Annotated in this window: 22 protein-coding genes and 1 pseudogene; 11 read left to right on the top strand and 12 right to left on the bottom strand. The window is 69.6% G+C overall.

All coding sequences use genetic code 11. The annotated features are described in order from the left end of the window. Positions 1-174: 174 nt before the first annotated feature. A complete protein-coding gene (locus OC550_RS00880) occupies positions 175-1,998 on the bottom strand; it encodes a calcineurin-like phosphoesterase family protein (RefSeq protein ID WP_262103428.1) in 1,824 nt (607 codons plus the stop codon). Positions 1,999-2,242: 244 nt separating this feature from the next. On the opposite strand from OC550_RS00880, the gene OC550_RS00875 reads away from it, so the two are divergent. From OC550_RS00875 to OC550_RS00865, 3 genes are all read left to right on the top strand, one after another. Further along, entirely contained in the window at positions 2,243-2,482 is a 240-nt protein-coding gene (locus OC550_RS00875; protein ID WP_262103427.1) for a hypothetical protein, read from the top strand. A 43-nt stretch (positions 2,483-2,525) separates the two neighbouring features. After that, positions 2,526-3,485 carry a 2-hydroxyacid dehydrogenase gene (locus OC550_RS00870; protein WP_262103426.1) on the top strand — a complete coding sequence of 320 codons (960 nt, stop codon included), beginning with the start codon at positions 2,526-2,528 and terminating at the stop codon, positions 3,483-3,485. Positions 3,486-3,578: 93 nt separating this feature from the next. Beyond that, complete coding sequence (locus OC550_RS00865; RefSeq protein ID WP_262103425.1) at positions 3,579-4,049, top strand: universal stress protein; 471 nt, start codon at positions 3,579-3,581, stop codon at positions 4,047-4,049. A 76-nt stretch (positions 4,050-4,125) separates the two neighbouring features. On the opposite strand, the gene OC550_RS00860 is transcribed toward OC550_RS00865, so the two are convergent. Beyond that, the gene (locus OC550_RS00860; protein ID WP_262103424.1) at positions 4,126-4,260 is read right to left on the bottom strand and encodes a phospholipase D family protein; all 135 of its coding nucleotides are present in this window, start codon (positions 4,258-4,260) and stop codon (positions 4,126-4,128) included. A gap of 136 nt (positions 4,261-4,396) precedes the next feature. On the opposite strand from OC550_RS00860, the gene OC550_RS00855 reads away from it, so the two are divergent. Both OC550_RS00855 and OC550_RS00850 read left to right on the top strand, forming a co-directional pair. Continuing rightward, entirely contained in the window at positions 4,397-4,747 is a 351-nt protein-coding gene (locus OC550_RS00855; RefSeq protein ID WP_262103423.1) for a PadR family transcriptional regulator, read from the top strand. Positions 4,748-4,749: 2 nt separating this feature from the next. Next, a complete protein-coding gene (locus tag OC550_RS00850) occupies positions 4,750-5,118 on the top strand; it encodes a DUF1048 domain-containing protein (RefSeq protein WP_262103422.1) in 369 nt (122 codons plus the stop codon). A gap of 151 nt (positions 5,119-5,269) precedes the next feature. On the opposite strand, the gene OC550_RS00845 is transcribed toward OC550_RS00850, so the two are convergent. After that, positions 5,270-5,854: a DUF3237 domain-containing protein gene (locus OC550_RS00845; protein ID WP_262103421.1), complete on the bottom strand. Its 585-nt coding sequence runs from the start codon at positions 5,852-5,854 to the stop codon at positions 5,270-5,272. Positions 5,855-5,865: 11 nt separating this feature from the next. Beyond that, positions 5,866-7,284: a S9 family peptidase gene (locus OC550_RS00840; RefSeq protein ID WP_262103420.1), complete on the bottom strand. Its 1,419-nt coding sequence runs from the start codon at positions 7,282-7,284 to the stop codon at positions 5,866-5,868. 427 nt (positions 7,285-7,711) lie between these two features. On the opposite strand from OC550_RS00840, the gene OC550_RS00835 reads away from it, so the two are divergent. Beyond that, entirely contained in the window at positions 7,712-9,238 is a 1,527-nt protein-coding gene (locus OC550_RS00835) for a flavin monoamine oxidase family protein (protein WP_306556896.1), read from the top strand. Between the two features lie 53 nt (positions 9,239-9,291). Then, on the top strand, positions 9,292-9,966 hold the full coding sequence (locus tag OC550_RS00830) for a Rid family hydrolase (RefSeq protein WP_262103419.1): 675 nt from the start codon (positions 9,292-9,294) through the stop codon (positions 9,964-9,966). On the opposite strand, the gene OC550_RS00825 is transcribed toward OC550_RS00830, so the two are convergent. The 3 genes from OC550_RS00825 to OC550_RS00815 form a co-directional block, all read right to left on the bottom strand. Beyond that, positions 9,939-10,595, bottom strand: a complete 657-nt coding sequence (locus tag OC550_RS00825; RefSeq protein WP_262103418.1) for a hypothetical protein — start codon at positions 10,593-10,595, stop codon at positions 9,939-9,941. The two genes, OC550_RS00830 and OC550_RS00825, sit on opposite strands and share 28 nt — an antisense overlap. Before the next feature lie 67 nt (positions 10,596-10,662). Next, complete coding sequence (locus tag OC550_RS00820; RefSeq protein ID WP_262103417.1) at positions 10,663-11,085, bottom strand: organic hydroperoxide resistance protein; 423 nt, start codon at positions 11,083-11,085, stop codon at positions 10,663-10,665. Further along, positions 11,082-11,531, bottom strand: coding sequence for a MarR family winged helix-turn-helix transcriptional regulator (locus OC550_RS00815; RefSeq protein ID WP_262103416.1), 450 nt, complete (start codon positions 11,529-11,531; stop codon positions 11,082-11,084). The genes OC550_RS00820 and OC550_RS00815 overlap by 4 nt, the downstream gene beginning before the upstream one ends. A gap of 174 nt (positions 11,532-11,705) precedes the next feature. Here OC550_RS00815 and OC550_RS00810 point away from each other — a divergent pair, with 174 nt between their 5' ends. The 3 genes from OC550_RS00810 (at position 11,706) to OC550_RS00800 (ending at position 17,926) form a co-directional block, all read left to right on the top strand. After that, on the top strand, positions 11,706-13,916 hold the full coding sequence (locus tag OC550_RS00810) for a S8 family peptidase (protein WP_262103415.1): 2,211 nt from the start codon (positions 11,706-11,708) through the stop codon (positions 13,914-13,916). 189 nt (positions 13,917-14,105) lie between these two features. Next, entirely contained in the window at positions 14,106-16,832 is a 2,727-nt protein-coding gene (locus OC550_RS00805; RefSeq protein ID WP_262103414.1) for a hypothetical protein, read from the top strand. A 35-nt stretch (positions 16,833-16,867) separates the two neighbouring features. Further along, positions 16,868-17,926 (top strand): nuclease-related domain-containing protein, encoded by a 1,059-nt coding sequence (locus OC550_RS00800; RefSeq protein ID WP_262103413.1) that lies wholly within the window; start codon positions 16,868-16,870, stop codon positions 17,924-17,926. A gap of 84 nt (positions 17,927-18,010) precedes the next feature. Here the strand turns inward: OC550_RS00800 and OC550_RS00795 are convergent, their stop codons facing one another. From OC550_RS00795 to OC550_RS00775, 5 genes are all read right to left on the bottom strand, one after another. Further along, a complete protein-coding gene (locus OC550_RS00795) occupies positions 18,011-18,874 on the bottom strand; it encodes a hypothetical protein (protein ID WP_262103412.1) in 864 nt (287 codons plus the stop codon). Further along, entirely contained in the window at positions 18,871-19,734 is an 864-nt protein-coding gene (locus OC550_RS00790) for a hypothetical protein (RefSeq protein ID WP_262103411.1), read from the bottom strand. The genes OC550_RS00795 and OC550_RS00790 overlap by 4 nt, the downstream gene beginning before the upstream one ends. 518 nt (positions 19,735-20,252) lie before the next feature. Continuing rightward, positions 20,253-21,038, bottom strand: a complete 786-nt coding sequence (locus OC550_RS00785; protein WP_262103410.1) for a SurA N-terminal domain-containing protein — start codon at positions 21,036-21,038, stop codon at positions 20,253-20,255. A 77-nt stretch (positions 21,039-21,115) separates the two neighbouring features. Next, complete coding sequence (locus tag OC550_RS00780; RefSeq protein WP_262103409.1) at positions 21,116-22,579, bottom strand: FG-GAP-like repeat-containing protein; 1,464 nt, start codon at positions 22,577-22,579, stop codon at positions 21,116-21,118. A gap of 193 nt (positions 22,580-22,772) precedes the next feature. After that, a complete protein-coding gene (locus OC550_RS00775; RefSeq protein ID WP_262103408.1) occupies positions 22,773-23,123 on the bottom strand; it encodes a hypothetical protein in 351 nt (116 codons plus the stop codon). A gap of 201 nt (positions 23,124-23,324) precedes the next feature. Here OC550_RS00775 and OC550_RS00770 point away from each other — a divergent pair. Then, positions 23,325-24,814, top strand: a pseudogene (locus OC550_RS00770) (FAD-dependent monooxygenase). Position 24,815 lies beyond the last annotated feature (1 nt).

The raw sequence follows: 24,815 nt of genomic DNA, 5'->3' as shown, positions 1-24,815 counted from the left end.
GCCGGCAGCCACTTAAGGACGCTACAGGCGTGGCATCCGGCAATGTAACCCCCTTGCCAACATCGACGCTGCCTGCGATATTGCCCCCGTTCGGGGGCGGGCAACAATGAGGGGACGACGGCGGGTGGTTGCGCCGGGAACTCAGCGCAACCCCCCGCCGTCGTACTGGGGTGTTTACTCGGTGACCTCGAAGGCCAGGGTCTCGGTGGACTCGCGGCCGTGCACATCGGTGGCGGTGACCGTGGCGGTGTGCTTGCCGACGGCCAGGTCGGCCGGCAGTTCCAGGCGCCACAGGTGCGAGGTGCGGTCGTGGAGGCCGCCCCCGTGCACCAGCTGCTCCAGGGTGGCGGACGGATCCGTGTACTCGCCGCCGATCAGCGGGGTCTCGCCCTGCAGCTGCTGGGTGCGGACGGCCTCGGTGGCCGCGCCGCCGTCGATGGACACCTTGACGGTGGAGCCGGTGGCGCCCATCCAGAAGTTGGTGGTCAGCCAGGTCTCGCCGAGTTCGCCCTTGGCCACGGCGTTCGGGTTCTCCGGGGCCGGAGCCTTGCCGCGCTGGTTCTTGTACTCGTCGAACCAGGCACGGTACGCGGGGGAGTTGATGCCCAGGGCCATCTGGTCGGAGCCGTCATCGCCGGTGGCGGTGAAGCGCTCCTTGACCTCGGTGTTCTTGATGTCCAGGGTCAGCACGCCCGGAGGGGTCCCGTCACGCTGGATGGCGGTGGGGAAGCCCTCCTCGAGCACCCGGCCGTTGTACCACTGGCCCGACACGGCGGGGACGGTCAGGTGCGTGAACGGCAGGCCGGCTTCGCCCACCTCGTCGCGCCAGCCGTCCATGAGGTCGCCCGCGCGCAGGTTCTCCGACATGTGGGTGTGGCCGCCCAGGGAGACCACTTCGCGGCCGTCGAGGATCTCGTAGATCTCCTGCAGCTGCTTCACGGTGTGGGAGTTGCTGTAGTAGAACTCGAGCAGCGGGCTGTGGCCGGCCAGCACGATCACGCGGTCCTTGGGCACCTCTGCAATGTCCGCCCGGAGCCATTCGAGCTGACGCTCGCCGAGGCTGTACGTGTAGTTGCTCTTCTTCGCGGGCACCTGGGTCGGATACTCGATGTTGCTCAGCGCGACGACGTGGGCCTTGCCGGCGTCGTACGAGTAGTACTCCGGGCCGAACTGGGCGCGGAAGGTGTCGAACTCGTGCTCCTTGTCGAGGGCGTCGAAGTCCAGGTCGTGGTTGCCGGGCAGGAAGCGGGCCGGGCCGTTGAGCATCGAGGTCAGCTCGCGGGTCTGCCCGAAGAGCGACAGGTCGTCGCCGACGATGTCGCCGATGAAGAGGGCGCCGCAGCCGGCATAGTCGGTGCGGGCGGCCAGGTCGGCGAAGGCGCCCTGCTGCGCGAACCCGACCTCTTCCTGGTCGTAGGTCTGGACGTCCGCGCCGACGGCGCAGTGCTGCTCCGGCGACTGGGTGAGCTGGCTCTGCGCCAGCGGGAAGTTCACCTTGTCCGGCAGCGCGCCGGTCGGGGCGATGCCGCCGAACTTCAGCTCGGGGGAGCCCTCGGGCAGGTGGTTGTAGAAGAACTGGGCGACGTTGTCCTCGTCCACCGGCACCTGGTAGCCGCGCGGCTGGGTGACGAACACGGTCATGTTGTCGAAGGCCGGCAGCTCGTAGCGGCCCTGGCCGTCGGTGGTCACGACCTCGCGGCCGTTCGAGACCTTGACACCGGGCAGGCCGGGCTCGCCGGATTCCTGCGTGGAGTTCTTGTTCTTGTCATCGAAGACGGTGCCGTCGAGGGTCTGCTGGTCCGCGTCCGCGGACTTAACGACGTCGACACCTCCGCGGTAGGCGTTGGCGGCCCAGTCGGATTCGGGCTGGGCGGGCGCGGCGTTGGCAGCGGGACCGATCATGGCGCCGGTGGCCAGCAGGGCCAGGGCGCCCGCGGTCAGGCGCAGCGGCCGGGACAGCCAGGCTGATTGTTGATGGGTGGACGTGGACGGGTGCACGAATGGAACCTCCGGTTGAGTGATCGCCGGCCGGTTGGGGTCGGCCGGCACCACCAACTGTTGCCCAACCGGGTGAACGAAACCCGACGCCCGGATGCTCGCCGTGCCATCCGCTCTTAACGCATCCGCACCGCCCGTTAACCGATTTATGCAGGGAGTGTCGACGACAAGCGTTTGCCCTTCGTGCGACGGCGCCGGGCCCGGCCTTCGCCACACCGACATCCCGCCCGGTTAGCATGGCGGCATGACTACCCGCGATGTGCCGGCGCAGATCGGTGACCTTCCCCCGATCGGCCGGCCGGCGAACAGCGCCCTGCTCCAGGCCGGCGTCACCACCCTGTCCCGGGTCGCCCAGCACACGCGCGGCGAACTGCTCGCCCTGCACGGCGTCGGCCCGAAAGCCATCCGCATCCTTGAGGCCGCGCTCGAGGAGCGCGACCTGGCCTTCGCCGACGAAGGCCCCGGCCGGTCAGCCGGCGACTGAAAACCAAGACCTGTCCGTATGAGAAGACGAACCCGGAGGTTCCGTGAGCGATTCTGCAGCTGACATCAAGACGATCAGCTTTCCCGACCAGGACCTGCTGGAGGCGGTGCAACCGCTGCCGGACGGACTGCGGGGAACGGTGTGGGATTTCCGGGGCGATCCGGTGGACGTGGATGTGGCCGATGTCGACGCCGTGGTGCTGCCGTACCTGAATGCGCAGGACGTCCTCGGTGCGCTTTCCCGGGCCACCAACCTGAAGCTGGTGCAGGCGCAGACCACCGGTGTCGACGGCGTGGCCGAGGCCGTCGGCGATGACGTCGCCATTGCGAGTGCGGCGGGAGTGCATGCGGCGTCGACGGCGGAGCTTGCCGTGGGCCTGGCGCTCGCCTCGCTGCGGGGCATCGACGCCGCGGCGCGGGACCAGCGCGACGCCCGGTGGTGCCACGAGCGCAGGCTGTCCCTGGCCGACCGGAAGGTCCTGCTGGTCGGGGTCGGCGGGATCGGGGCCGAGATCTCCAAGCGCCTGCTGCCGTTCGAGGTGGAGCTGACGCGGGTCGGCAGCAAGGCCCGGGAGGACGAACACGGCCATGTGCACGGCAGCGACGAGCTGGTCGAGCTGGCGCGGGAGGCGGAGATCCTGATCGTCATCACGCCGCTGACCGAGGCGACGCGCGGCCTCATCGATGCCCGGGTGCTGGCGGCCCTGCCGGACGGCGCGCTCGTGGTCAACGTGGCGCGCGGCGCCGTGGTCGACTCCGACGCTCTGACCCGCGAGGTGGTCTCGGGCCGGATCAGCTGCGCGATCGATGTCTTCGACCCCGAGCCGATCCCGGAAGACCATCCCTTGTGGCAGGCGGAAAATGCCCTGATCACGCCGCACGTCGGAGGCGACACGTCGGCGTTCCAGCCGCGGATCGTGCGGCTGCTGAAGCGGCAGCTCGCTGCACTGGGCAGCGGCACGGAGCCGGAGAACCTGGTGCAGCGCGGCAGGGCCTGGTCCTGACCGCAGTCTCCTGATGCGGGGCTTTGTTCCCTTACCCACCGGGCCGACCACGTGCCATGGTGGGGACCTGCAGGCGAACACTTGGAGGGCAGGATGGCGTTGTCGAGCGGCAAGATCGTTGTAGGCGTGGACGGTTCCAAGTCCTCCGTGGAGGCGCTTCGGATGGCGGCCAAACTGGCGCCGGCGCTGGATACCGGGGTCCACGCGATAGCGTGCTGGCATTTTCCGCGGATGTACGAAGGCTACGTGCCGCCGGATTTCGAGGCCTTTGAGGCATCTGCAAAGGAGAAGCTGGAGGCCGCGCTGCAGCAGGCGTACGGCACCGAGCAGCCGGCGGGCCTGTCCACGGAACTGCTGCGCGGCCCGGCGCCGGAACTGCTGGTGCAGGCCGGCGAAGAGGCCGCGCTCCTGGTGGTCGGCCGGCGGGGCCACGGCGGATTCCGCGGCATGCACCTCGGGTCGGTGAGCACGGCCTGCGTGGCCCATGCCGCCTGTCCCGTCCTGGTGCTGCACGAGAGCGGCAAGGTCCACACCCGCGGCGGCCGCGAGCACGCCGAACCCTAAGCAGCACATACAAAGGCGGTGGCCGGCGAAAAAGCCGGCCACCGCCGTCGTTGTTGTGCCGCCAGCTGGCGGGCGGTTACTGCCCGGCAGCTGCCCACATAGCGTCGAAGTTCGCCTCGTACTGGTCATAGATCCCGGCGTCCGTGGTTTCGACGATGGCTTCGTCGTTGCGGTGCAGGGAGGTGAAGTTCCAGTTGTGGCTGCCGGTCATGACGAGCTGGCTCGATGAGCCGCGGCCATGTCGACGAGGCGGTCAGCGATGCCGGCGCGGGCGCCTCTTGTGCAGGAGCTATTCAGTGTTACTATCTAGTGGTAGTCAGCAACACTAGGTAGCTTGGGAGGAATTCATGGCCAAGCAGATGACCGAGATGCTCAAGGGCACGCTCGAGGGAATCGTTCTCGCGATCCTGGCAGTGCGGCCGGCCTACGGGTACGAGATCACGGCACGGCTCAGGGAGCAGGGTTTCACCGAGATTGCCGAGGGCACGGTCTATGCACTGTTGATCAGGATCGAGCGCCGGGGATTTGTCGACGTGGAAAAGGTGCCGTCCGAGAAGGGACCGCCGCGCAAGGTCTATTCGATCAACACACTGGGCAAGGAGTACCTCGAAGAGTTCTGGGGGGCCTGGAGCTTCCTCGCGGAACGGATCGAACGGCTCCACCATCACAGGGAACACCCGCAGGGTGAAGGAGATTAATCATGGCAGCAAAGTGGATCGAGGCCCTTGCCGGGTCGCTCGAGCAGAAGAAGCAGTACAAGCAGGACAAGGCTCGCATCGATTCCCTCCCCGAGCCGTACGGAAGTGCGGCGCAGGCGATGCACCGGTACCTCATGTACTACGGAGGCGTCACCGACGGCGAGACCCTCCTCTCGATGTTCGGCGACCTGGCCGACCTGTGGGAGCGCGCCGCCGCCGACGGCACCCCAGTGCGGGAGATCGTCGGCGAGGACCCGGCCGACTTTGCCGAGAACTTTGCCCAGGCCTACGGCGGCAGGCAGTGGATCGACAAGGAACGGGCGCGCCTGGCCAAGGCGATCGAAGATGCCGAGCGGGAGGACCAGAGGTGAGCGCTGAACCCGCTCTGGATCAGCTGAGCCGCCAGGTCAGCGGAACAGCTCCCCGAAAGTTGACTGAATAATCCAGTTCAGACTCCCGGGGGGCTGTTGCGAAGGCGAGCACCGCCGTCGTTACTGCCCGCTGCCCAATGGCCTAGGTGGCCTAGGTGAGGACGAAGACGCGCACGAGGACGGCGTCCCGCGCCGGCTTCAGCGAGTTGAGCGTGCCGACGAGGATGCGCCGGTTCAGCCAGTCGTGCGGGCCGGTCGGCGCGGTGACCGTCAGGAATGAGCGGGAGTAGCGGTTGTCCGGGGTGGGCTGGTCGATCAGGACGTTGTTGACCACGTTGAGGACGGTGCCGTCGTCGGCGCGCAGCTCGTAGGTTGCTTCTAGCATGCGGATGCCGTCGCCGCGGATGAGCTGGCGGTCGGCGCCGCCGGCCTCGATCGTGCCGCTGATCCGCGGGCCGCGGAACCGGCCGCCGGTGATGGGGACGATGCGGCGCCCGCCGAGCGGGCCGGCGCCGAGGTCCTCGCTGGGTGCGATGTCGACGACGGCCTCGAAGGCGAGCTCGGTGCCGACCTTATCCATCGGGATGCCGGCGAGCAGGTCGCCGAACTTCTTGTCGGTGAGCGTCGGCTGGGTGCCCTTGCTGTCGGCGGCCGCTGCCGAGCCGGCGGTGGCGAGGCCGGCAGCGGCGGCGAGGCCTGCGCCGAGCATGGCGCGGCGCTGGATGGTGTTGGTCATGTCCACTCCCTCTAGCCGTTCCAGACGCGGTCGTTGATGAACTCGTCCGGGCGGAAGTCCACGAAGGCGGCGCCGTCCAGGCCGAGCGACTCGGCGTTCCGCTGCAGGACCGAAGTCTTGGTGGAGTCGGCCCAGCGGCCGGTGTCCAGGCGCTGGTCCATGGCCTCGACCGACGCGACGTTCTCTGCAACGGTGAAGCTGCAGTGCCCCTCGCGGTCCACGAAGGCCTGGCGGAAGAGCGGCTGTTCGCCCGCCCGGCGGACGGTTTCGGCATACTCCTCCTGGTATTCGACGGGCGCGAGCAGGTCGACGAGGGTGTGCGTGGCCAGCAGCGGCACCTGCAGCTCGCCGGTGGGAGTGGAGGTGCGCTGCATCCACTCGAGGCCGGCCTCGTCCGGGCCGATGTCCGCGTTGGCGGTCAGCGTCCCCAGATCATCCGAGAGGTCCAGGCCGGCGAGCCGGTACATGTGCTCGACCTGCGGGCGCTGGGCGGAGGCGCGCAGGAGCTTGGCGTAGTCAACGCCGGCGGTCCAGCCGCTGTCGCCGCCGGCCGCGTTGACGATGGTGTGGCGCCGCTCGATCACGGTGGGCAGGGTGTTGAGCACGAGCTGCGCCTGGGCGGCGGCGAGGGTGTCGGGATTGTCGACGTCGACGCCGTGCAGTTCCGTGGGGGTGTTCAGCAGCGCCGCGACGAGGGCGATCCGGGCCCGGCCTTCCGCCGATTCCGTGGCCTGCTGCAGCGCCGCCTTGAGGCTGGCGATGGTGGCGTTCGACTGCTCGGGAGTGGTGAAGCCTGTCAGCCGGACGTCCTGGCCCGGGAGCAGCAGCTCGGCCGCGGCGTAGGCGGCGTCCAGCTGGTAGTTGTTCAGGGCGACGCCGCCGCCGACCAGGCCGCAGGTGCTGACGGCGCCGTCGATGCCGGCGTCCGGAATCTCGGCCATCATACTGGTCACGAGGCCGCCCATGGAGCGGCCCATGGCGATGACGCGGTCCGCCTCGCCGAACTGCTCCTCAAAGGCGGCGAGGGTGTCCAGTTGGTCCTGCGCGGCGGTTTCCAGCGCCCAGCCGGTTGCGGCGTACGACGACGAGGCCACGGCGTAGCCGCGCTGGATGAGTTCGCTGGCCGTGGGGGCGAAGCTGTTGTCCCAGGCCGGGTTGGCGGGTCCGGGGCGGAACCCGTGGGCGAACAGGACCAGCTTGCCGTTCCAGTCGGCGGGGACCTCGGCGCGCCAGGTGGCGCCGTTGGCGAGGGTGCCGGTGGCGACGGTGGAGGCGACCGTGGAGGCGGCCTGGCTGGCGGCCGCGGGGGAGGAGCCGTTGGCGGCCGGGGGAGCGGCGACCGCGGCGGGGAGGGCGGCGGCGGTCAGGACGGCCGAGAGGGCGGTGGCGGAAACAATCGTGCGGCAGCTTTGACGCAGAGTACGGGTCATTTGGGAACCTGACTGTAGATCGTTTAATCGGACAACTAATGTTTATTCGAACGATTGAAAGTGTCAATGGTTACCCTGCGATTTTTGTTCCTCGCGTGCTGCCCGTCAGGCTCCGCGTGATGGGGCGGGCCGCTGCAGCTGCAAAGTCCGACGGCGGCGGGTCACCTTAGCGGGCAGCGGCGGGACTGTCGAGGGTCCGGACGCCGTTTTACCGGGCGGCAACGGAGTTTACCTGCGCGGTTTTCGGCTTAACGCTGCCGGAATCTTCCCGGCCACACGCGGAAACGCGGACTGAATAGTTTCACCTTGTCGGTCCAGCGAACGGCATTGATACGGCATTAATGAGGAGACGAAGTTGCCCAACACCCGCAGGGATTTTCTGAGATATGTAGGCATAGCCGGGGGAGCCGGCGTCATGTACGGAACGATGAGTGCGATGGGACTGGCTCCGGCGGTGGCCGAAACGCCGGCCTACGTGGCGCCCAATGCGGGGGACCTGCGCGGCCGCGGCCGGAAGTCCGTGGCCGTGCTCGGCGGCGGCATCGCCGGGCTGACCGCGGCCTACGAACTCGGCAAGGCCGGCTACACGGTGACCGTGCTGGAGGCGCGCAACCGGCCCGGCGGCCGGAACTGGACGGTCCGCGGGGGAACCAGCGAGACGGACTTGAAGGGCATCACCCAGACGGCGAAGTTCACCAAGGGCGAGTACATGAACGCCGGGCCGGGCCGGATCCCGCAGCACCACGTGACGCTGGACTACTGCCGCGAACTCGGGGTGGCGATCGAGCCGTTCGTCAACCAGAATGCCGATGCCTACCTCTACCGCGAGGGAAGCACGGCGCTGTCCAACACGGCGGTCCGCCACCGGGCGGCCAAGGCCGACGTCTACGGCTACGTCTCCGAGCTGCTCGCCAAGGCGACGGACCAGGGCTCGCTGGACGGCTACCTCACGGCGGCCGACAAGGAGTCGCTGATCTCCTTCCTGGGCAGCTTCGGCGCGATCGGGCCGAAGGTGCCCGGCGACGCGGCGGCCAGCTACAGGTACAGCGGCACGGGGCGCCGCGGCTACGAGGTGGAACCTGGAGCCGGGCTGGAGGCCGGAACGCCGCTGGCGCCGTATCCGCTGAGCGACGTGCTGGCCAGCGGCGTGGGCAACTACTTCTCCTTCGAGTTCGGCTGGGACCAGGCGATGATGATGTTCCAGCCGGTCGGCGGCATGGACCGGATTCCCTACGCGTTCGAGCAGGCCATCGGGCTGGACAAAATCCGGTACGGCGCCAAGGTGCTCGAACTGCGCAACACCCCTGCCGGCGTCGAGGTCGCCTACACCAACCCGGGCGGGCAGCAGAAGGTGCTCGAGGCGGACTTCGCGATCTGCGCGCTGCCGCCGCACATCGCCGCCAAGGTCCCGGGGAACCTCTCGGCCGAGGCGGTCGCTGCGCTCGCCTACGCGCAGCCGGCCGACGCGGGCAAGATCGGCATCGAATACAGCCGGCGCTGGTGGGAACTGGACCACCGGATCTACGGCGGCATCACCAACACCAGCACCGGGCTGGGCAACATGTGGTACCCCTCCAGCGGCTTCCACGGCGAACGCGGAACGATGATCGGCTACTACAACACCGGCACCAGCGCCCGGACCTACGGGGCCATGAAGCCCGCCGGCCGGCTCGCCTCGGCGCTGGAGAAGGGCGCGCAGATCCACGGCCCCGTCTACGGCCAGGACGTTGCCTCGTCCTTCTCGGTGGACTGGAAGAGCGTGGAGCACTCCGAGGGCGCCTGGGTGGGCTGGCCGTCGCAGGCCGACGACAAGTACAAGAGGCTGCTGGAACCGGAGGGCAACATCTACTTCGCCGGCGACCACCTCAGCCACGCCATCGCCTGGCAGCACGGCGCCATGGTCTCGGCGCGCGCCAGCGTGTCCGCGCTGCACGGCCGGGTGATGGCCGCATGATGCGCCGCATCCGGCCCCGCCAGGACCATCCGCACGTCCCCGAAAGGAACCTCATGCCCCACCGCAAGCTGCCGGCGATGGCCGCCGCCGCCGTCGTTGTTTCCCTCTCCGCCACCGCGGCGGTGGCCGCGCCGGAGATCGCGAAGAAATTCGGAGGGCCGAAGCCCAACGAGACCGTGTCCATGCTGCCGGAGGGGCAGGACAATCCGATGATCGCCGAGGGCGTGGCGATCGGGGCCAACACCGCCATCTACAAGAGCAGCGGGCTCGGCCCGGCGGCGAAGAATGCGGCGGCGCCGGCCGGCAGCGAGGAGCGCTACATCGACACGGACATCTTCCCCGGTGCCGAACTGCCGGCGGGCGTCACCATTACGGAGGCCCAGGGGATCAACGTGCTGGCGCGCATCGGGGAGAACCTTGAGCGGGCGGGGCTAACGTACGACGACGTGATCACCATGCGCGTGTTCCTCCAGAATCCCGACGGCGAGGAGCAGATGGATTTCGCCGGCTGGAACCGGGCCTACCGGCAGTACTTCGCCAACACCAGCCTGGCGACCGGAGAGCCGGTGCCGGTGCGGCTGGGCACCGCGGCGCCGGCCGAGCCGCTGGTGGTCAATCCGGCGCGTCCGTCCCGGTTCGCGCTGGAGATCGAGAACCTTCCGGTGGACGGCTGGCTGGTCGAAGTGGAAGTGGACGCGGCCTACCCCTCGTCCGCGGGCGGAAAGTAGGGTCCGCCCGGGCGGCCCGGAGAGCCGCCGGAGGCGCCGGCATGGGGGCCGGCGCCTCCGGCTATTTCCGCGGCGGGACGCAGCTTGGCCAGGACGATCCCGGCCGTGAGCGAGCCGAGCAGGCCCGCGGCGAGGTCGCCGACGGTGTCGTCGTAGCCCACGTTGATGTCGCTGCTGACCAGGTAGTAGCCGAACCATTCGCCGAACTCCCACAGGACGCTCAGCAGGGCGCCGAGGGACAGGACGGGCAGGACGCTCCGTGCGCCGCCGGGCGGAGGCTGCGGTGCGGGTTCGAGCCAGCGCTGCCAGAGGCGGAAGGCCAGGGCGGCCAGGACACCGGTGGCGGCGAAGTGCACCGCGAGGTCCAGCGCCGGGACCGCCGCGTACCAGTCGAGGACGGCACTCCAGGAGGCCAGCAGCAGCACGGTGCTCGTGGCGCCGTCGAGGACGGGATGCGTTCCGGCGGCACGGGTGAGCAGCTGGCCCAGGAGGACCAGCAGGAACAGCAGGACTTCGACCAGGCCCCAGCCGATGAGCGCCGCGAGGACGCTGAGCAGCCCGAGCACGCGCAAGCCGTCGGCGATCCGGGCGGCGGGTCCGAGCGGGCGGCGGAGCAGCATGTCGATCATGGGGCGCCTTCCTGCCGGTTCTCGGATTTTACCGGCCGGGGTCTGCCGACGGGCCGACGGATGCCGATCAGTCCTCGGCGAGGCGGAGCTCGACGTCGATGTTGCCGCGGGTGGCGGTGGAGTACGGGCAGACCTGGTGCGCCTGTTCCAGCAGGGCCTGCGCGTGCTCGGCGGGCACGTTGGGGAGCGAGGCTTCCAGGACGACCGCGAGGCCGAAGCCGCCGCCGTCCTGCCGGTTCAGGCTGACCTGCGCGCCGACGGCCGAGTCGGTGAGGTCGGCCTTGGCCTGGCGGGCCACGAGCTGCAGGGCGGAGTGGAAGCAGGCCGCGTAGCCGGCGGCGAAGAGCTCCTCCGGGTTGGTGCCGACGCCGCTGCCGCCGAGTTCGACGGGAGCGTCCAGCTTGAAGTCGAGGCGGCCGTTGGCGGAGCGGGTGCGTCCGTTGCGGCCGTCTCCGGTGGCCAGCGCCTCGGCGGTGTACAGAGGGGTCATGGGGTGGTCTCGCTTTCGGTTGTCTGCAGGGTGGTGGAAATCCGGTGCAGGGTCTCGCGCAGGGCGAGCAGCTCCTCGTGGTCCAGGCCGGTGGCGGCGGCGATCCGACCCGGAACGTCCACGGCCTTGGCCTGGAGGTCGCGGCCGGCCGGGGTGAGCCGGACCAGGACGCGGCGTTCGTCCTCCGGGAGCCGGCGCCGTTCGACGAGGCCGAGGTGTTCCAGCCGCTTCAGCAGCGGGGAGAGCGTGCCGCTGTCCAGCTGGAGTTCCCGGCCCAGCTCGCGGACCTCGAGTCCGTCGCCGTCCCAGAGGACGAGCATCGCCAGGTACTGCGGATAGGTCAGGTCGAGCTCCTTCAGCACCGTCCGGTACAGGCCGGTGGTGGCACGAGAAGCCGAGTACAGGGCGAAGCACACCTGCTGGCTCAGGGTCGGGGAGGTGGGCATGCGTCCACAGTAACGGGCAACTCAATTGTGCACAACTGATTGAGTGGCGGCGCGCAGAAACGGCTGTGGAAAACTCAGCCTTCGGTTTTGGTTAACCGTTATGATCAGACCGGGTGCGAAGGATGGGTTTTTGCAGAGCGCCCGTTCAGTTTCGTGCCTCTCCCAAGGATTTCCATGCCCGTGTTCCGCCCCTCCCGAGCCGTGTTCGGCGCCGCGGTTTTCAGCGCAGCCCTGCTGGCCGGCAGCCTAGCCGTGCCCGCGGTGCCCGCGGACGCCGCGGAGCAGCCGGGCCGGCCGGCCGTATCGGCCCAGCCATGGGACCAGGCTGAAACCGGCGACGGCGGACCGGCGACGGGGCGTTTCATCGTCAAGTTCAAGGAGCGGGCCGGGCGCAGTTCGGTCGGCCGGAGCAGGGCGTACGGGCGGGCCGCGAAGGCGCTCGGCGTCGCGGTCGAGGAGGTCAGGACGACGGCGACGGGTGCCCGGATCGTGGCGGCGGAGGAGCCGCTGGACAATGCCCAGGCGGCAGACCTGGTGTCCGCGCTCGAGGCGAGCCCCGACGTCGTCTATGTGGAACCGGACCGGCTGATGAGGCCGCTGGCCGCCGCGCCCGACGATGAGCTGTACGGCCGGCAGTGGAACCTGTGGGAGGACCGGGCCGGGCTGCGCGTGCCGGGTGCGTGGGACGTGAGCACCGGGGAAGGCGCGGTGGTCGCCGTCGTCGATACCGGCATTACGCCGCACAGCGACCTGGCCGGCAACGTGCTGCCGGGCTACGACATGGTGTCCAATGCCGAGATGGCGCGCGACGGCGACGGGCGGGACGCGGATCCGCGGGACGAGGGCGACTGGTACGGGGCCTTCGACTGCGGTGACAACCAGGACGGCGAGGGCTCGTCCTGGCACGGCACACACGTCGCCGGGACGGTGGCCGCGGTGGCCGGCAACGCAAAGGGCGTGGCGGGCGTGGCGCCGGGCGCGAAGATCCTGCCCGTGCGGGTGCTCGGGGCCTGCGGCGGCTTCATGTCGGACATCGCGGACGCGATCGTCTGGGCCGCCGGCGGGGCAGTGGACGGCGCGCCGCTGAATCCGAATCCGGCGCAGGTGGTCAACCTGTCGCTGGGCAACCGTGGGCTGTGCTCGCCGACCACCCAGGCTGCGATCAACTATGCCTACGGCGCCGGGACCGCCGTGGTGGTGGCGGCGGGTAACGAGCATGTGGACGCGGCGAATGCGAGCCCTGGCAACTGCCGCAACGTCATCGCGGTCGGGGCCAGCGGGCGCGACGGGCGACGGGCGGCCTACTCGAACTACGGATCCCTGCTGGACGTGACCGCGCCGGGCGGGGACATGGCCGCGGCGGAAGCGAACGGGATTCCGTCCACCTCCAACGGCGGGGCGACGACGGCGGGGGCCGAATCCTATGCGTACGCGGAGGGGACCTCGATGGCGGCGCCGCACGTTTCCGCGGTGGCGGCGCTGCTGATGTCGCCCGCCGGCGGAGGCCTGTCGCCGGCGGCGGTGGAGAAGCGGTTGAAGGCGACGGCGCGGCCGCTGGCCTCGGGATGTTCGGTGGGCTGCGGCGCGGGACTGGTGGACGCGGCGGCGGCGCTCACCGGCGTGACGCCCGCTGGGCCGAGGGCCACGCCGTCGATCCGGCCCGGGGACCTCGTGGCCTACGACGCCCGGGGCCAGCTGTGGAACTACGGCAGGAGCGGGTCGGCCTCCACCCGGAAGCTGATCGGCGCGTCCGGGTGGACCACGATGGACGAGCTCCACACGGCGGACTGGAACGACGACGGCTACATGGACATCGTTGCGAAGTCGAAGGCCGGGCGGCTCTACCTCTACACCGCGCGGGCCGCCGGCGGATTCTCCCGCTCGACGATCGGCAGCAGCGGGTGGGGCCCGCTGGACCTGACCGTTGTGCGGTGGAAGAGCGGGGACGACTATCCGTCGATCATCGCGCAGGACCGCAGGACCGGAAAGCTCTACGTGTACGGCAACACCGCCGGATCGCGCCTCTCGCCGCGCTACGTGCTGGGCAGCGGGGGCTGGGCGCAGTACGCCCTTGCCGCCCTCGACTGGGACAAGGACGGGCGCAAGGACCTCGTCGCCAGGACGCCGGCCGGCCAGCTGAAGCTCTTCCGGGGCGACGGCGCGGGCGGATTCATCAGCGAGTTCCGGCTGATCATCGGCCGCTCCGGCTGGGACAAGATGGGCAATATCGTCAGCTCCAGCGGGTTCGGGGGAGCGGGCACTACCGGGCTGATCGCCCGCGACGGCGCCGGCAAGCTCTGGTACTACCAGGCGGACAGGAAGATCTGGGCTCCGAGGCGCCTGATCGGCAGCGGTTGGGGCAGCTACCGAGTCGCCGCGCAGTAGGATGCCTACGCGGCGGGCGGCACGCCGTCAACCACCCGTGGCCACACCCCAAGGAAAAACTAGGGTCGTACTAGGGTATGAAAGCTTTCACTCACCAAGTACTCTTCTCGCGGGGGAATGTCCACGGCTTGCCGGGCACAGTCCTGTGGCTCGGAGCCGGCCCGCGGTTCCGCTGATTTTAGGGGAACCGTGAAACAACGTCTTGCTGCGCTGATTGTCGCCGGAATTCTGGCGGCCGCGACCGTCATGCCCGTCGCCGGGCCCGCCGTTGCCGCGGAAGAAACAACGACGACGGCGGGACCCGCCCCGTCCGGCGGGGCGCCTTCGGCGGGGGCCGCTTCGGCTCCAACGCCGTCCGCTCCGGCCACGGGATCCGCGCTGGCCACAACCTCCGCACTGGCCACCGCCTCCGCAACGGCGCCCGCCGTGGAGCTGGACCTCCTGTCCCGCAAGGCCGGCGACCCCGAGCTCGCGTTCGAGGGCCGGGCGGTCAACGCGACGGGGAAGACGGTCCGGCTGGAGGTCTACCGGGACGCCAAGTGGCAGGAACTGTGGGTCTCCGACGCGCTGGCCTCCGGCGATGCCGACTTCGAACACACGCTCAAGCTCACGGCGACCGGCACGCAGAAGTACCGCGCCGCCGTCGTTGGTACCACCGCGGTATCCGACACGGTCGAGGCCGACCTGGCCAAGGCCACGGCCGCGACGGCTCCGACCGCCTCGGCGACCCCGACGCCGAGCCCAATCCCGACGCCGACCCCAACCCCAACCCCGACTCCGGCTCCGACTCCGACCAAGACTCCCGCTCCGTCCACCTCTGCCACGCCGACTCCGGTTCCGACGGCGACGGCGAGCCCGAAGCCCACGACGGAGTCGCCGGCCACTACCCAGGCCGAGCCGCAGCCGGTCCGGAACACCGCAGTCCCGACCATCTCGGGCAGCGCGGTGCTGGACCAGAAGCTCACCGCCGCGCCGGGCACCTGGACCACCGGCACCACGCTGAGCTACCAGTGGCTGCGCGACGGCCAGGCGATCAGCGGCGCCACCGCCGCCACCTACACCGTCGCCGCGGCCGACGCGGGCACCCGGCTCAGCGTGCGGGTGACCGGGACCAAGGCCGGCATGACCTCCGCGACGGCGACCTCGGCCGTCACGGCGAAGGCCGTCCTGGGCACGGTGGCCAACACCGTCGCCGCGAGCGTCAGCGGCAGTGCCTACGTGGGCAGCACGCTCACCGCCAAGGGCAGCTGGACCGCCGGCGCCGCGCTGAAGTACCAGTGGCTGCGCGGCGGCAAGGCCGTCTCCGGCGCCACCCTCGCCACCTACAAGGTGACGGCCGCGGACCTCGGGCTCAGGCTGTCCGTGAAGATCACGGCGACCAAGGCCAACTATTTGACTGCCACGGTGACCACCGCCCAGACCGCGGCCGCAGCCTACGCGCCGGCGCCGTCGAACGCCACCTACCAGTCCTTCACCGCGCCCAACGGGCTGAGCGGCCAGTACCACGTCTACGGCAACAACGTGGACCGTTCGCAGAAGGTCGGCGTGGTGTTCGTCTTCCACGGCGACTACAGTTACCCGGCGCAGTCCTACGTGCACCAGCCCAACGGCGCCGTGATGAAGGCGATGGCGGCCGAGGCGGCCAAGAAGAACATGATCATGGTCCCGGTGGTCACGCCCGATAAGAAGGGCGGCATCACTTGGTGGGAGGACGTCGACAGGAACGGCGACTACTTCCGTTCGCTGGCCGCCAAGGTGATCTCCCAGTACGGCGTCGACGCGAGTCGGGTCTGGCTGCACGGTTATTCCGGCGGGGCCGAATTCATCACGTTCGAGGTGCTGGCCGACCGGCAGGGCTGGATCAAGGGCGGCGGCGCGACGATCGTGGGCGGCGGCGGATGGCGCGGCGTCCCGACGGCGCCGACCGCGGCGGTCAAGGCGATGAACGTGAACTGGATCTCCGGCAGCCTCGACGGTCTCGGTGGCACGACGCTGGCCACCTGGTCGGCGCTGGACACCGCCAAGAACGCCCGGACCATGTACGCCGGGATCGGCTTCACCAAGACCACGATGACGGTGCTGCCCGGCGTCACCCACTACACCTACGACATGCCCGCGCTGCTGGCGCGGGACCTGCGGGTACTGCCGGACAAGGTGCCGCCGGCCAACAGTGCGGCCAAGGTGCTCGCCGGCGACATCGCGGCCGTCGACGCGGCCGGGTCGCTCTACGTCTACCCGTCCGCGAAGGGCGGCGACCTGGCCCAGCGGACGTTCATCTCGGGCGGCTGGCAGTCGGCCGTTTCGGTGGACGTCGCCGACTGGAACAAGGACGGCGTCCAGGACCTGGTGGCCAACTGGAAGTCCGGCAAGCTGACCGTGGACTACGGGCAGGCCGCCGGCGGATTCAAGCGCACCGAGATCGGCCGCAGCGGCTGGCAGGGCTACGAGATCCTGGTGACCAACTGGCGCCAGTCCGACCAGTTCCCGGGCATCGTCGCGAAGAACCTCGCCGAGGGCAGGCTCTACGCCTATACCAACCCGGCCGGCGCAGGCCACGGGGCGCGGACGCTGATCGGCTCCTCCGGCTGGCGCAACCTGAAGCTCATGGCGATGGACTACGACCGCGACCGCAGGATGGACCTGGTGGTCAGGACGACTGCCGGGCAGCTGAAGCTCTACCGCTCCAACGGCGCCGGCCGCTTCCTCGGCGAGGAACGCCGGGTCGTCGGCAGCTCCGGCTGGAACGCGATGACGCACCTCTCGGGGATCTCCGACCACGTCACCGCCGGCCTGCCCGGGATCCTCGCGGGCGACCGGAACGGCAACCTGTACCACTACGGCGTCGGCACCAACCGGATCCTGAAGCGCGCCCTCATCGGACAGGGCGGCTGGGAGACCCTTCGGCTCGGGTCCTGAAAATTCAACAACTGCATAGCGAAACTGGGGGGAACATGACGGCAGGGGAGAGGGCCGCGGAACAGTCGCGGCTGGCCGGCGAACGGGCGGCAAGGCTGCGGCGACAGGCCGAGCAGGCGGAGCGGAGCGCTAGATCCTGGGCGGCCGGCGCCGCCGGGGAGGTCCGGGTGGCCGCCGAGCTGCGGGAGCTGGAGGCCCGCGGCTGGCGGCTGCTGAACGACGCCCACTGGCCGGGACGGCCGAAGGCAAACCTGGACGACGTGCTGGTGGGGCCTGGCGGGATCCTGGTGGTCGATGCGAAGAACTGGACCGGCCGGGTCGAGCTGCGCAACGGGCGGCTGACGCAGAACGGCTACTCGCGGGTCCGGGAAACTACCGGGGTGCTGGAGCAGGGCGCGGCCGTCGCTGCCGTCCTGGAGCCAAGGCACCGGCGGCTCGTCCAGGGCTGGATCTGCCTGGTCAACCATCCGCAGCTGCGGACGGAATCCGCGGACGGCGTGAGGATCGTTGGACTCGAGTCGCTCCAGTTCGCGGTCAACATCCTGCCCCCTCTCCTCGAGTCGGCGGAAATCGACATGGTCTTCCACCATCTGCAGCAGCTGCTTTCGGGCCGCGCCAGCCCGGCGCTGCTGAACACCGCCGCGGTGGGCCTGCCCGGTCACCGGCCGGACTTTTCGCCGGAACCCGCGCCTGCTTTTGCGCAGGAATCCGCGCTGCACGACAGCCTGGCGGCACTGGCGCCGACTTCAAGTCCGTCCACGGCCACCGCACTTTTTGGAGGCTCGTCCGAGGCGACCGGACCTTTTGCAGGTCAATCCACGGCAGCGGTGCCGGGAGGCCGACCAGCCAAGGGCCGCCGGCGGCAGCAATCCGGCGGATCAGAAAAGCCCTCGGGCCGGCGGCGCAAGGGAAGCGGCCGGCGGCGCAGCAGGTCCAGGAACCGGCGGGCCGGGATAGTGCGTCTGATCGTCCTCGCCGTCATCGTCGTCGCGTTCTGGACCTTCGCCGGCAACGCGAACCGGAGCAGCGCGGTAGCACCCTCGACGCCCCAGCCGCCCACGGTCAACTCCCAGACGGCGGATCAATCCCCGTAGCGGGAGTCCGCAGTATGGTCGATCAGCGGCCTGGACAACGGAACGGGTGGCCGGCTGCAAAGCCGGCCACCCGTCGTCGTTCATTCACCTGCCGAACTCTACGCGGATTGAATTGTCGTCCGGAAGGACAATCACGGTTCCGTTTTCGGTGGTCCAGCCGTCATTCAGGAAGAAGAACCGGCCGCCGCTCAGCACCAGCAGGCGCAGGCCGGCGTACCGGTACAAAGGCTGCTCGCCGGTGCCCACTTCGCTGACCTCGACCGCATCGGCTCCTATGCCCAGTGGTTTCTCGCTGTACACCTCGGCGCGCGGCAAGAACTGCACGTTCCGTTCAAAGCCCGCGGCGATCCCGCGTCCGACGGCCTGGGCGTAGTCGGCGGTTCCCCAGAACAGGAGCAGGGTCACGAGGCTCAGCACGAGGGTCACTTCCACCGCTCGCTCCTCCGTGGTGAGAGACGGGGCGTGTCCCAGGCGGGCGTGGCGCCGCAGCCGGATACCCCAGGCGGCCACGAGCACGCCGGCTGCCATCACGTACGGCGCGAAGATGGCCGTCCGGCTGGGCTGAAGAAAGGCCACCAGAAGGCTGATGAAGGCTATGACGACTGCGACGAGGGCCGCGCTGCCCGCGATCCGGGCGGTCAGGGTCCGGTGGCGGTCCTCGTCGATCTGGCGACGGAGCCACCTGTCGACCGCCAGCCACAGGACGCCGACGATGAGGAGCAGCACCAGCGGGAGATACAAGGCGTTGATGCTGATCAGGATGTAGTCCTGGGCGGCGTAGCCGAAAAGGCTCTCGTCCAGGCCCATGTCGCTGGCCTGGGCATCCGCGCGCGCCCAGCCGAAATAGAACAGCAGGCCGGTCGCGACGGTGATTGGCGGGCCGATCGCGGAGACGACGCCGAGGAGTCGCGACCAGGGGGATCGTTCGTCGCCGCTGGCTTCCGTCATCGGATCCAGCCTGCGGTGTAGCGGGCTGCCGGCGCTTCGGTACGTGCGGCGGCGGCGGACGGCGGCATACCGCTCGGACCCGGGTCCGGCTCATCCGGGCCGGGATCCGGCTGGCCCGGGTCTGGTTCGACGGGGCCGGGCTCCACTGGACCGGGCTCGGGCTGACCCGGCTCCGGGTCAACGGGGCCGGGGCCCGGTTCGCCGGGATCGACCGAGGGGCCGGGATCCGGCGGGGGCTCGAAGCCAGGGCAGGTGCTCGGGTCGCCGACATACTCCATGTCGACGGATTCCGTCACGAGGACATCGCCGTCGGCGACGCTCACCGTCGTCGAACCTTCCCGGGCGGAGGGCGGTGCCCGGAAGACGAAGTCCGGCCCAAGCGGTTCGACCGGAACGGTTGTGGGCTCCGGCTGGGTACCGACGACGACGCTGCGGATGCTTCCGGCGGGCAGGCCTCCCAGGGTGCCGATCATGTGCATTTGCGTGCCGCCGCACACCGAAGCGGCGGCATTGCGGCCGTTATTGTCGCTTCCGTCGTCGTCCAGGTCGTAGAACGTGGGCTCGCAGGCCAGGCCACTGCCCTCGACAAGTTCATAGGCAACGCCCGGGTTCCGCTGGCGGAAGTCCACGACCGACCGGAGCACGGAGTTGGCGGTGCTCGACCAGCAGTCCGAGCCGGGAGCGGGAAGCCCGGCCAAAAGCTCGCCTCCGCGGGTCCAGGCCGCCTCGTCTCCGGCCACGGCAAGGCAGAACACCTTCGCCACGTCCTGCACCGACTCGGGCTGCTCGCCCGGTTCGGCGAGCTGATCGCAGTTTCCGCTCTTCAGATACAGATACCAGGTCGGGTCGCCCCGCCCCACCGGCCCGATCGGCAGCCAACTGATGACCGGGGCGCCGGCCCCTGCCGGCGGACCGCCCGGAGCCGCCGGCCCCGGGGGTACGAACTGGCCGTCGTCGGGACCGCCCTGCGTCGGGACCGGCTGGGACGACCCATTGGAACCTGGACCATTGCCGACGCCCGGACTGCCGGATGTCCCGGCCGTCCCCGTGGGGCTCGCGGAGCCACCTGCACCCCCGGCCGCTCCGGTCCGAGTCGGGTCACTCTCCTCGGCGACAATCCCGCAGGCCGCGGTCAGGGACAGGATTGCCGCCGCAACGACAGCGGCAAGAGGATGATGGCCATTTGGATGCATCTCACGCCTGAGCTATCTGCGGTCGCGCCCGCTGAACATGCGAAGGTCGACTCGACTAAAGGGTACGCCCGGCCCCCGAGGGCGTACAGATGCCTCCGCCTCCTATTCGTGCGGTTGGTCCGCACAACGAAACGGGTGGCCGGCTGCAAAGCCGGCCACCCGCCGTCGTTCTTGGATACCGCTCGCTAGACGTGGATCTTGACGTCCGCCTTGGCGCGCAGATCCTTGGCGAGCTTCTGCACGACCTCGCCTTCCTTCTGCGACTTCACCTGCTCCTCGAGCTGCGGCTTGGCCTCCTCGAAGGAGGGCATCTCGGCGCCCTGGCCCCCCTGCTTGGCCATGGCCTCCTGCTGCTTCTTGGCCTCGTCGTAGGCGGCCTTGAGCTCCTTGTCGGTCGGCTTGGAGTCGCCGGCTTCCTCGGCGATCAGCTTCTCGACGATGACCTGGTTCTTGAGCTCTTCCATGACCGTGGCCTCGTCCATGCCCTGCTTCTTCATTTCGGCCATGAACTCGTCCTTGGACTTGAGCTGGTTGGACTTGACGATCTCGTCGAGGGCCTTGTCGGTCTCCTTCTCGGAGGCGGCCAGGCCGCGGTTGCCGGCTTCCTGGATGAGCAGCTCGGTGCCGACGATGCCTTCGGCGGTCTGCTTCTTGAGCTTGGCCTGGTCGACTTCCTGGCCCATCATCTGGGACTGCATCGCCATCTGCTGGAACTGTGCCTCGTAGGCGGTGGTGAAGTCTTCCTTGGAAATCTTGGTGCCGTTGACTTCAGCAACGACGTCGGGGATTCCGTTCAGGTCCGGCTTCGGCATTTCCTGCTGGCCGGCTGCGGGGTCCTGTGCTTGGCCGCTTGCACCGGGCGACGCCTGCTGCGTCTGGCCAGCGCTGCCGGCTTCGGTTGATCCGCCGCAGGCCGTGAGGGTCACGGCTCCGGCGACGGCAATTGCCACTAGCCATTTGTTGCTCGACATAAAGTCCTTCCGTTTCCGGCTGAGTGTCCGACGGTAGCAGGTCCGCCGGGGTGAGGTCACACCGGATGACGCGCCGGTCAGGAGAAGGTGTTATAGGTGCCGAAGCCGGTGCCGATCTGCTTGGCTGTGCCGACCCGGCCGGCGGGGAGTTCGTAGTAGCGCACCGTGCCGTTGCGGAATTTGACCGTCATGCCATTGGCGCTGCCGGTGCCGAAGCCGCGGGCGTCGGTGAAGGTGGCGGCGGTGGACCAGCCGGAGCGGCCGATGGTCGGGCGGGTTTCGGGGATGAGGGCGCCCTTGCCGTTGGTGCGGTAGAGCTTGAGGACGCCGCTGGTCTTGTTGGCGCCCAGGATGTCCTTGCGGCCGTCCTGGTCGAAGTCGGTCAGGGCGATGCCGTAGTTGCCCCAGCCGGTGTTGAACTTGTTCGGGGCGGCGTGGAAGGCGGCGCCCTTGAGGTTCTGGTACAGCGAGAGGTTGCCGCCAGCGTCCTTGACGACCAGGCCGGGGAACGGGTTGTTGGCGCACAGGCGGTCGGCGATGACCGTGGAGGAGGCGGCGATGCTGCCGGCGCTGAACCAGGTGGAGAAGCCGCCGGTGGCCTTGCCCTTGTAGACGCGGACCTTGCCGTCCGACCAGTGGGCGACGATGTCGAGGTAGCCGTCGTTGTTCCAGTCGGTGACCGAGGTGGAGCGGGCGTGCTGCCAGCCGCTGCTGCCGATCAGCACCTTGCTGCCGAGCGCGCGGGTGGATTTCTCCGGATAGCGCCAGAGCTGGCCGGCGGAGTCGGCGGCGACGTAGTCCGCGGCGCTCTTGATGCTGGCGCGGGAGAGGTCCCTGCCGGTCGCGGGGGTTCCGGCGACGGCGGTGCACTGGGCGATGGGCTGGACGGCGGGTGCCGGTGCGGGGAGGGTGGCGTAGTAGGCGTTTGGCGAGGAGTACGTACCCTTGGGCTCGGACGAGTAGCGGAAAAAGTTGGCCGTGCCGTACATCTCGTAGCGGCCGCCGCGCTCGTCGGAGAAGGCGATGCCGACGCCGACGACGGTGTAGTTCGGGTCGGACATGATCTTGTTGTGAGACCGGGAATCGATCCACTGCTGGACGAGGCCCTGGCCCCTGCGGTCGTCCCGGGCGGCGATGATCTCGCCCCATGCAGTCCGGCCGGCTACACGAGGGTCATACCCGTAATCCGGGTTGTGCTCGAAGATACCGGTGTTGGCCATTCTGGTGGACCAGTCCTGCGAGACCTTGGCGGCGTTCACGTAGAACCGCACCGGTTTGAGGCCCTTCGACTTGCGAAAGGCATTGATCCCGTCGAAGACCTGCTGGACCTGGGCGCGGTTGCTGTCGTTGAGGACGTTGCTGGCGGCGGCGGCCGGCTGGACCCGCGCCAAATTGGCCGGTGCGGCCATTGCTGGCGCGGCGTTGGCCGGCGCGGCCAAGGTTGCGGAGGCGGCGAGCACTGCGGCGGCGATCGCCGCGGCCGAGGCCTGCTTTGCGATGCGGGCGGCGGTTTTGAACACAGGGCGGCTGGAGACTGGCATTGGTGTTTCCCCCGGGGAGTCGGCTCGCTTTCCGGTTCGGCGGAGCCAAGAGACCGCCAACAGGATAATGGATAAACCCCAGATGCCGGAAGGCGAGTGCGGGAACCGGCCTAAGCCGCCTTGGACAATGGCACGGCGGTGGCGGCCCTGCACCATGCGGGACCGTCACCCCAATTGTGTATGTGAGGCGGTGCTAGAGGGCCGGCGGCTTGTCCTCGCGGGGGCTGGCGATGCGCTCAACCGGATCGTCGGGGACTGGGCCGGTGAAGGAGCCGCCGGTCGTTTCGCCGTCGGGATCGTAGGCGTCGTCGAGCGGGGGCTCATCGGGATCGAGATCCGGTTCCGCAGTCAGGGGCTCGTCCGAGTCCGGGTCGACGTCAGGGTCGTCGAACGGGTTGCCGTCCGGGTCGGTCTGCCGGGCGCCGAGGGGCTCGGCTTCGGGAAACTCCGACGGGTCGCGGGTGTCCTCGGCATCCTGCCTGGGTTTGCCGCGGCCGTGGAGCATCTCGTCCGCGGCGTGCTTGATCTTGTCTCCGAGTCCCATGGAAATCTCCTTTGCCTGGTGGGCTGCCGGGGCTGCGGGGGATGCCCGGCTATCTCCACGCTAGTGCCGGGGCCGGACTGGCAGAAGGGGGCGGCCGGGATCGGATCACGACGTCCCGCCAGTTCCAATTTATCCCGGCCACGGGGGCTTGCGGCAAGGCCCCCGTTATGCCTCAGACTGGCTCGGACGTGCGACGACGAGATGCTCGGAAGGCGTGGAGAGGCGGGGGCTGTGATGGTCGAGGTGATTGTTGCCGGCGGGGGCCCGACCGGGATGATGCTGGCCGGCGAGCTGAGGCTGGCCGGGGTGGACATGGCGATTGTGGAGCGCCGCCCGACGCCGGAGCTGGCCGGCTCGCGGGCGGGCGGGTTCCATTCGCGCACGATCGAGATCCTCGAACAGCGCGGGATCGCCGACCGGTTCCTGGCCGAGGGAAAACCGGTCCAGGCGGCATTTTTCGGGACCACGATGCTGGACGTGGGCGATTTCCCGACGCGGCATCCCTACACGCTCGGCCTATGGCAGAACCATATCGAGCGGATCCTCGCCGGTTGGATCGAGGAGCTGGGGGTGCCGGTCCACCGTGGGCTCGAGGTGGCCGGCTTCGCCCAGGACGAGAGCGGCGTCGACGTGCTGCTCGCCGGCGGCCGGCAGCTGCGGGCGCTGTACCTGGTCGGCGCGGACGGCGGCCGGAGCGCGATCCGCAAGGCGGCAGGCATCGATTTCCCCGGCTGGGACGCGACGAGGAGCAGCCTGATCGCAGAGGTGGAGGTGACCGAAGAGACGCCGGCGGGCATCCGCATCGACGAGGTCGGGATCCACGGGCTGCACCTGATGGAGGACGGGCGGACCACGCGCGTGGTCGTGACCGAGAAGGAGATCGGACCGGCGGCCGAGCCCACCCTGGCCGACCTCGGCAAGGCGCTGACGGAGGTCTTCGACACGGACTTCGGCGTCCACAACCCGACCTGGATCTCGCGGTTCACGGACGCCACCCGGCAGGCCGCCGCCTACCGCAGCGGCAGGGTGCTGCTCGCCGGGGACGCCGCGCACATCCATGCGCCCTCAGGCGGGCAGGGGATCGGGCTCGGCATCCAGGACGCCGTGAACCTCGGCTGGAAGCTCGCCCAGGTGGTCAAAGGCAGCGCGCCGGATAGCCTGCTGGACACCTACCACGACGAGCGGCATCCCGCCGGGGCCCGTGCGCTGAAGCACACGATGGCGCAGTCGATCATGCAGAAGGCGGATCCGCGCATCGGTGCGCTCGCCGACACCGTGACCGACCTGCTGACGATCGACGAGGCCCGCAGACGGGTGGCCGGGCTCATCTCTGGCTTGGACGTCCGCTACGACCTCGGCGAGGGGCACCCGCTGCTGGGACGCCGCATGCCGGATCCCGACGTCGTCACCGCCGACGGCCCGCTGCGCGTGTCCACCCTCCTGCACCGCGCCCGCCCCGTGCTGCTCAACCTCGGCGCGCCGGGCAGCATCGGCGCCGGGCCGTGGGCGGACCGGGTGCAGACCGTGGGCGCCACGTACGACGGCGGGTGGGAGCTTCCGGTGATTGGTCCGGTCAGCGCCCCGGCGGCCGTCCTGATCGGCCCGATGGTCACGTCGCCTGGGTGGGAGGCGGGACGCAGGCGGGGCTGGAGGACGCGCTGGCCCGCTGGTTCGGCACCGCCCGGGGCTAGC

Source organism: Arthrobacter sp. Marseille-P9274 (assembly GCF_946892675.1).
In the GTDB taxonomy this organism is placed as follows: domain Bacteria; phylum Actinomycetota; class Actinomycetes; order Actinomycetales; family Micrococcaceae; genus Crystallibacter.
The sequence above is the reverse complement of the archived record's forward strand: the minus strand, read 5'-3'. Positions and strand labels throughout refer to the sequence as shown.

Coding starts and splice junctions, on each gene's coding strand:
- OC550_RS00865 (WP_262103425.1), top strand. CDS start 3,579: ATGGCGTTGTCGAGCGGCAAGATCGTTGTAGGCGTGGACGGTTCCAAG.
- OC550_RS00875 (WP_262103427.1), top strand. CDS start 2,243: ATGACTACCCGCGATGTGCCGGCGCAGATCGGTGACCTTCCCCCGATC.
- OC550_RS00775 (WP_262103408.1), bottom strand. CDS start 23,123: ATGGGACTCGGAGACAAGATCAAGCACGCCGCGGACGAGATGCTCCAC.
- OC550_RS00850 (WP_262103422.1), top strand. CDS start 4,750: ATGGCAGCAAAGTGGATCGAGGCCCTTGCCGGGTCGCTCGAGCAGAAG.
- OC550_RS00855 (WP_262103423.1), top strand. CDS start 4,397: ATGGCCAAGCAGATGACCGAGATGCTCAAGGGCACGCTCGAGGGAATC.
- OC550_RS00815 (WP_262103416.1), bottom strand. CDS start 11,531: ATGCCCACCTCCCCGACCCTGAGCCAGCAGGTGTGCTTCGCCCTGTAC.
- OC550_RS00845 (WP_262103421.1), bottom strand. CDS start 5,854: ATGACCAACACCATCCAGCGCCGCGCCATGCTCGGCGCAGGCCTCGCC.
- OC550_RS00795 (WP_262103412.1), bottom strand. CDS start 18,874: ATGACGGAAGCCAGCGGCGACGAACGATCCCCCTGGTCGCGACTCCTC.
- OC550_RS00830 (WP_262103419.1), top strand. CDS start 9,292: ATGCCCCACCGCAAGCTGCCGGCGATGGCCGCCGCCGCCGTCGTTGTT.
- OC550_RS00840 (WP_262103420.1), bottom strand. CDS start 7,284: ATGACCCGTACTCTGCGTCAAAGCTGCCGCACGATTGTTTCCGCCACC.
- OC550_RS00780 (WP_262103409.1), bottom strand. CDS start 22,579: ATGCCAGTCTCCAGCCGCCCTGTGTTCAAAACCGCCGCCCGCATCGCA.
- OC550_RS00785 (WP_262103410.1), bottom strand. CDS start 21,038: ATGTCGAGCAACAAATGGCTAGTGGCAATTGCCGTCGCCGGAGCCGTG.
- OC550_RS00835 (WP_306556896.1), top strand. CDS start 7,712: ATGAGTGCGATGGGACTGGCTCCGGCGGTGGCCGAAACGCCGGCCTAC.
- OC550_RS00820 (WP_262103417.1), bottom strand. CDS start 11,085: ATGACCCCTCTGTACACCGCCGAGGCGCTGGCCACCGGAGACGGCCGC.
- OC550_RS00810 (WP_262103415.1), top strand. CDS start 11,706: ATGCCCGTGTTCCGCCCCTCCCGAGCCGTGTTCGGCGCCGCGGTTTTC.
- OC550_RS00825 (WP_262103418.1), bottom strand. CDS start 10,595: ATGATCGACATGCTGCTCCGCCGCCCGCTCGGACCCGCCGCCCGGATC.
- OC550_RS00860 (WP_262103424.1), bottom strand. CDS start 4,260: ATGACCGGCAGCCACAACTGGAACTTCACCTCCCTGCACCGCAACGAC.
- OC550_RS00800 (WP_262103413.1), top strand. CDS start 16,868: ATGACGGCAGGGGAGAGGGCCGCGGAACAGTCGCGGCTGGCCGGCGAA.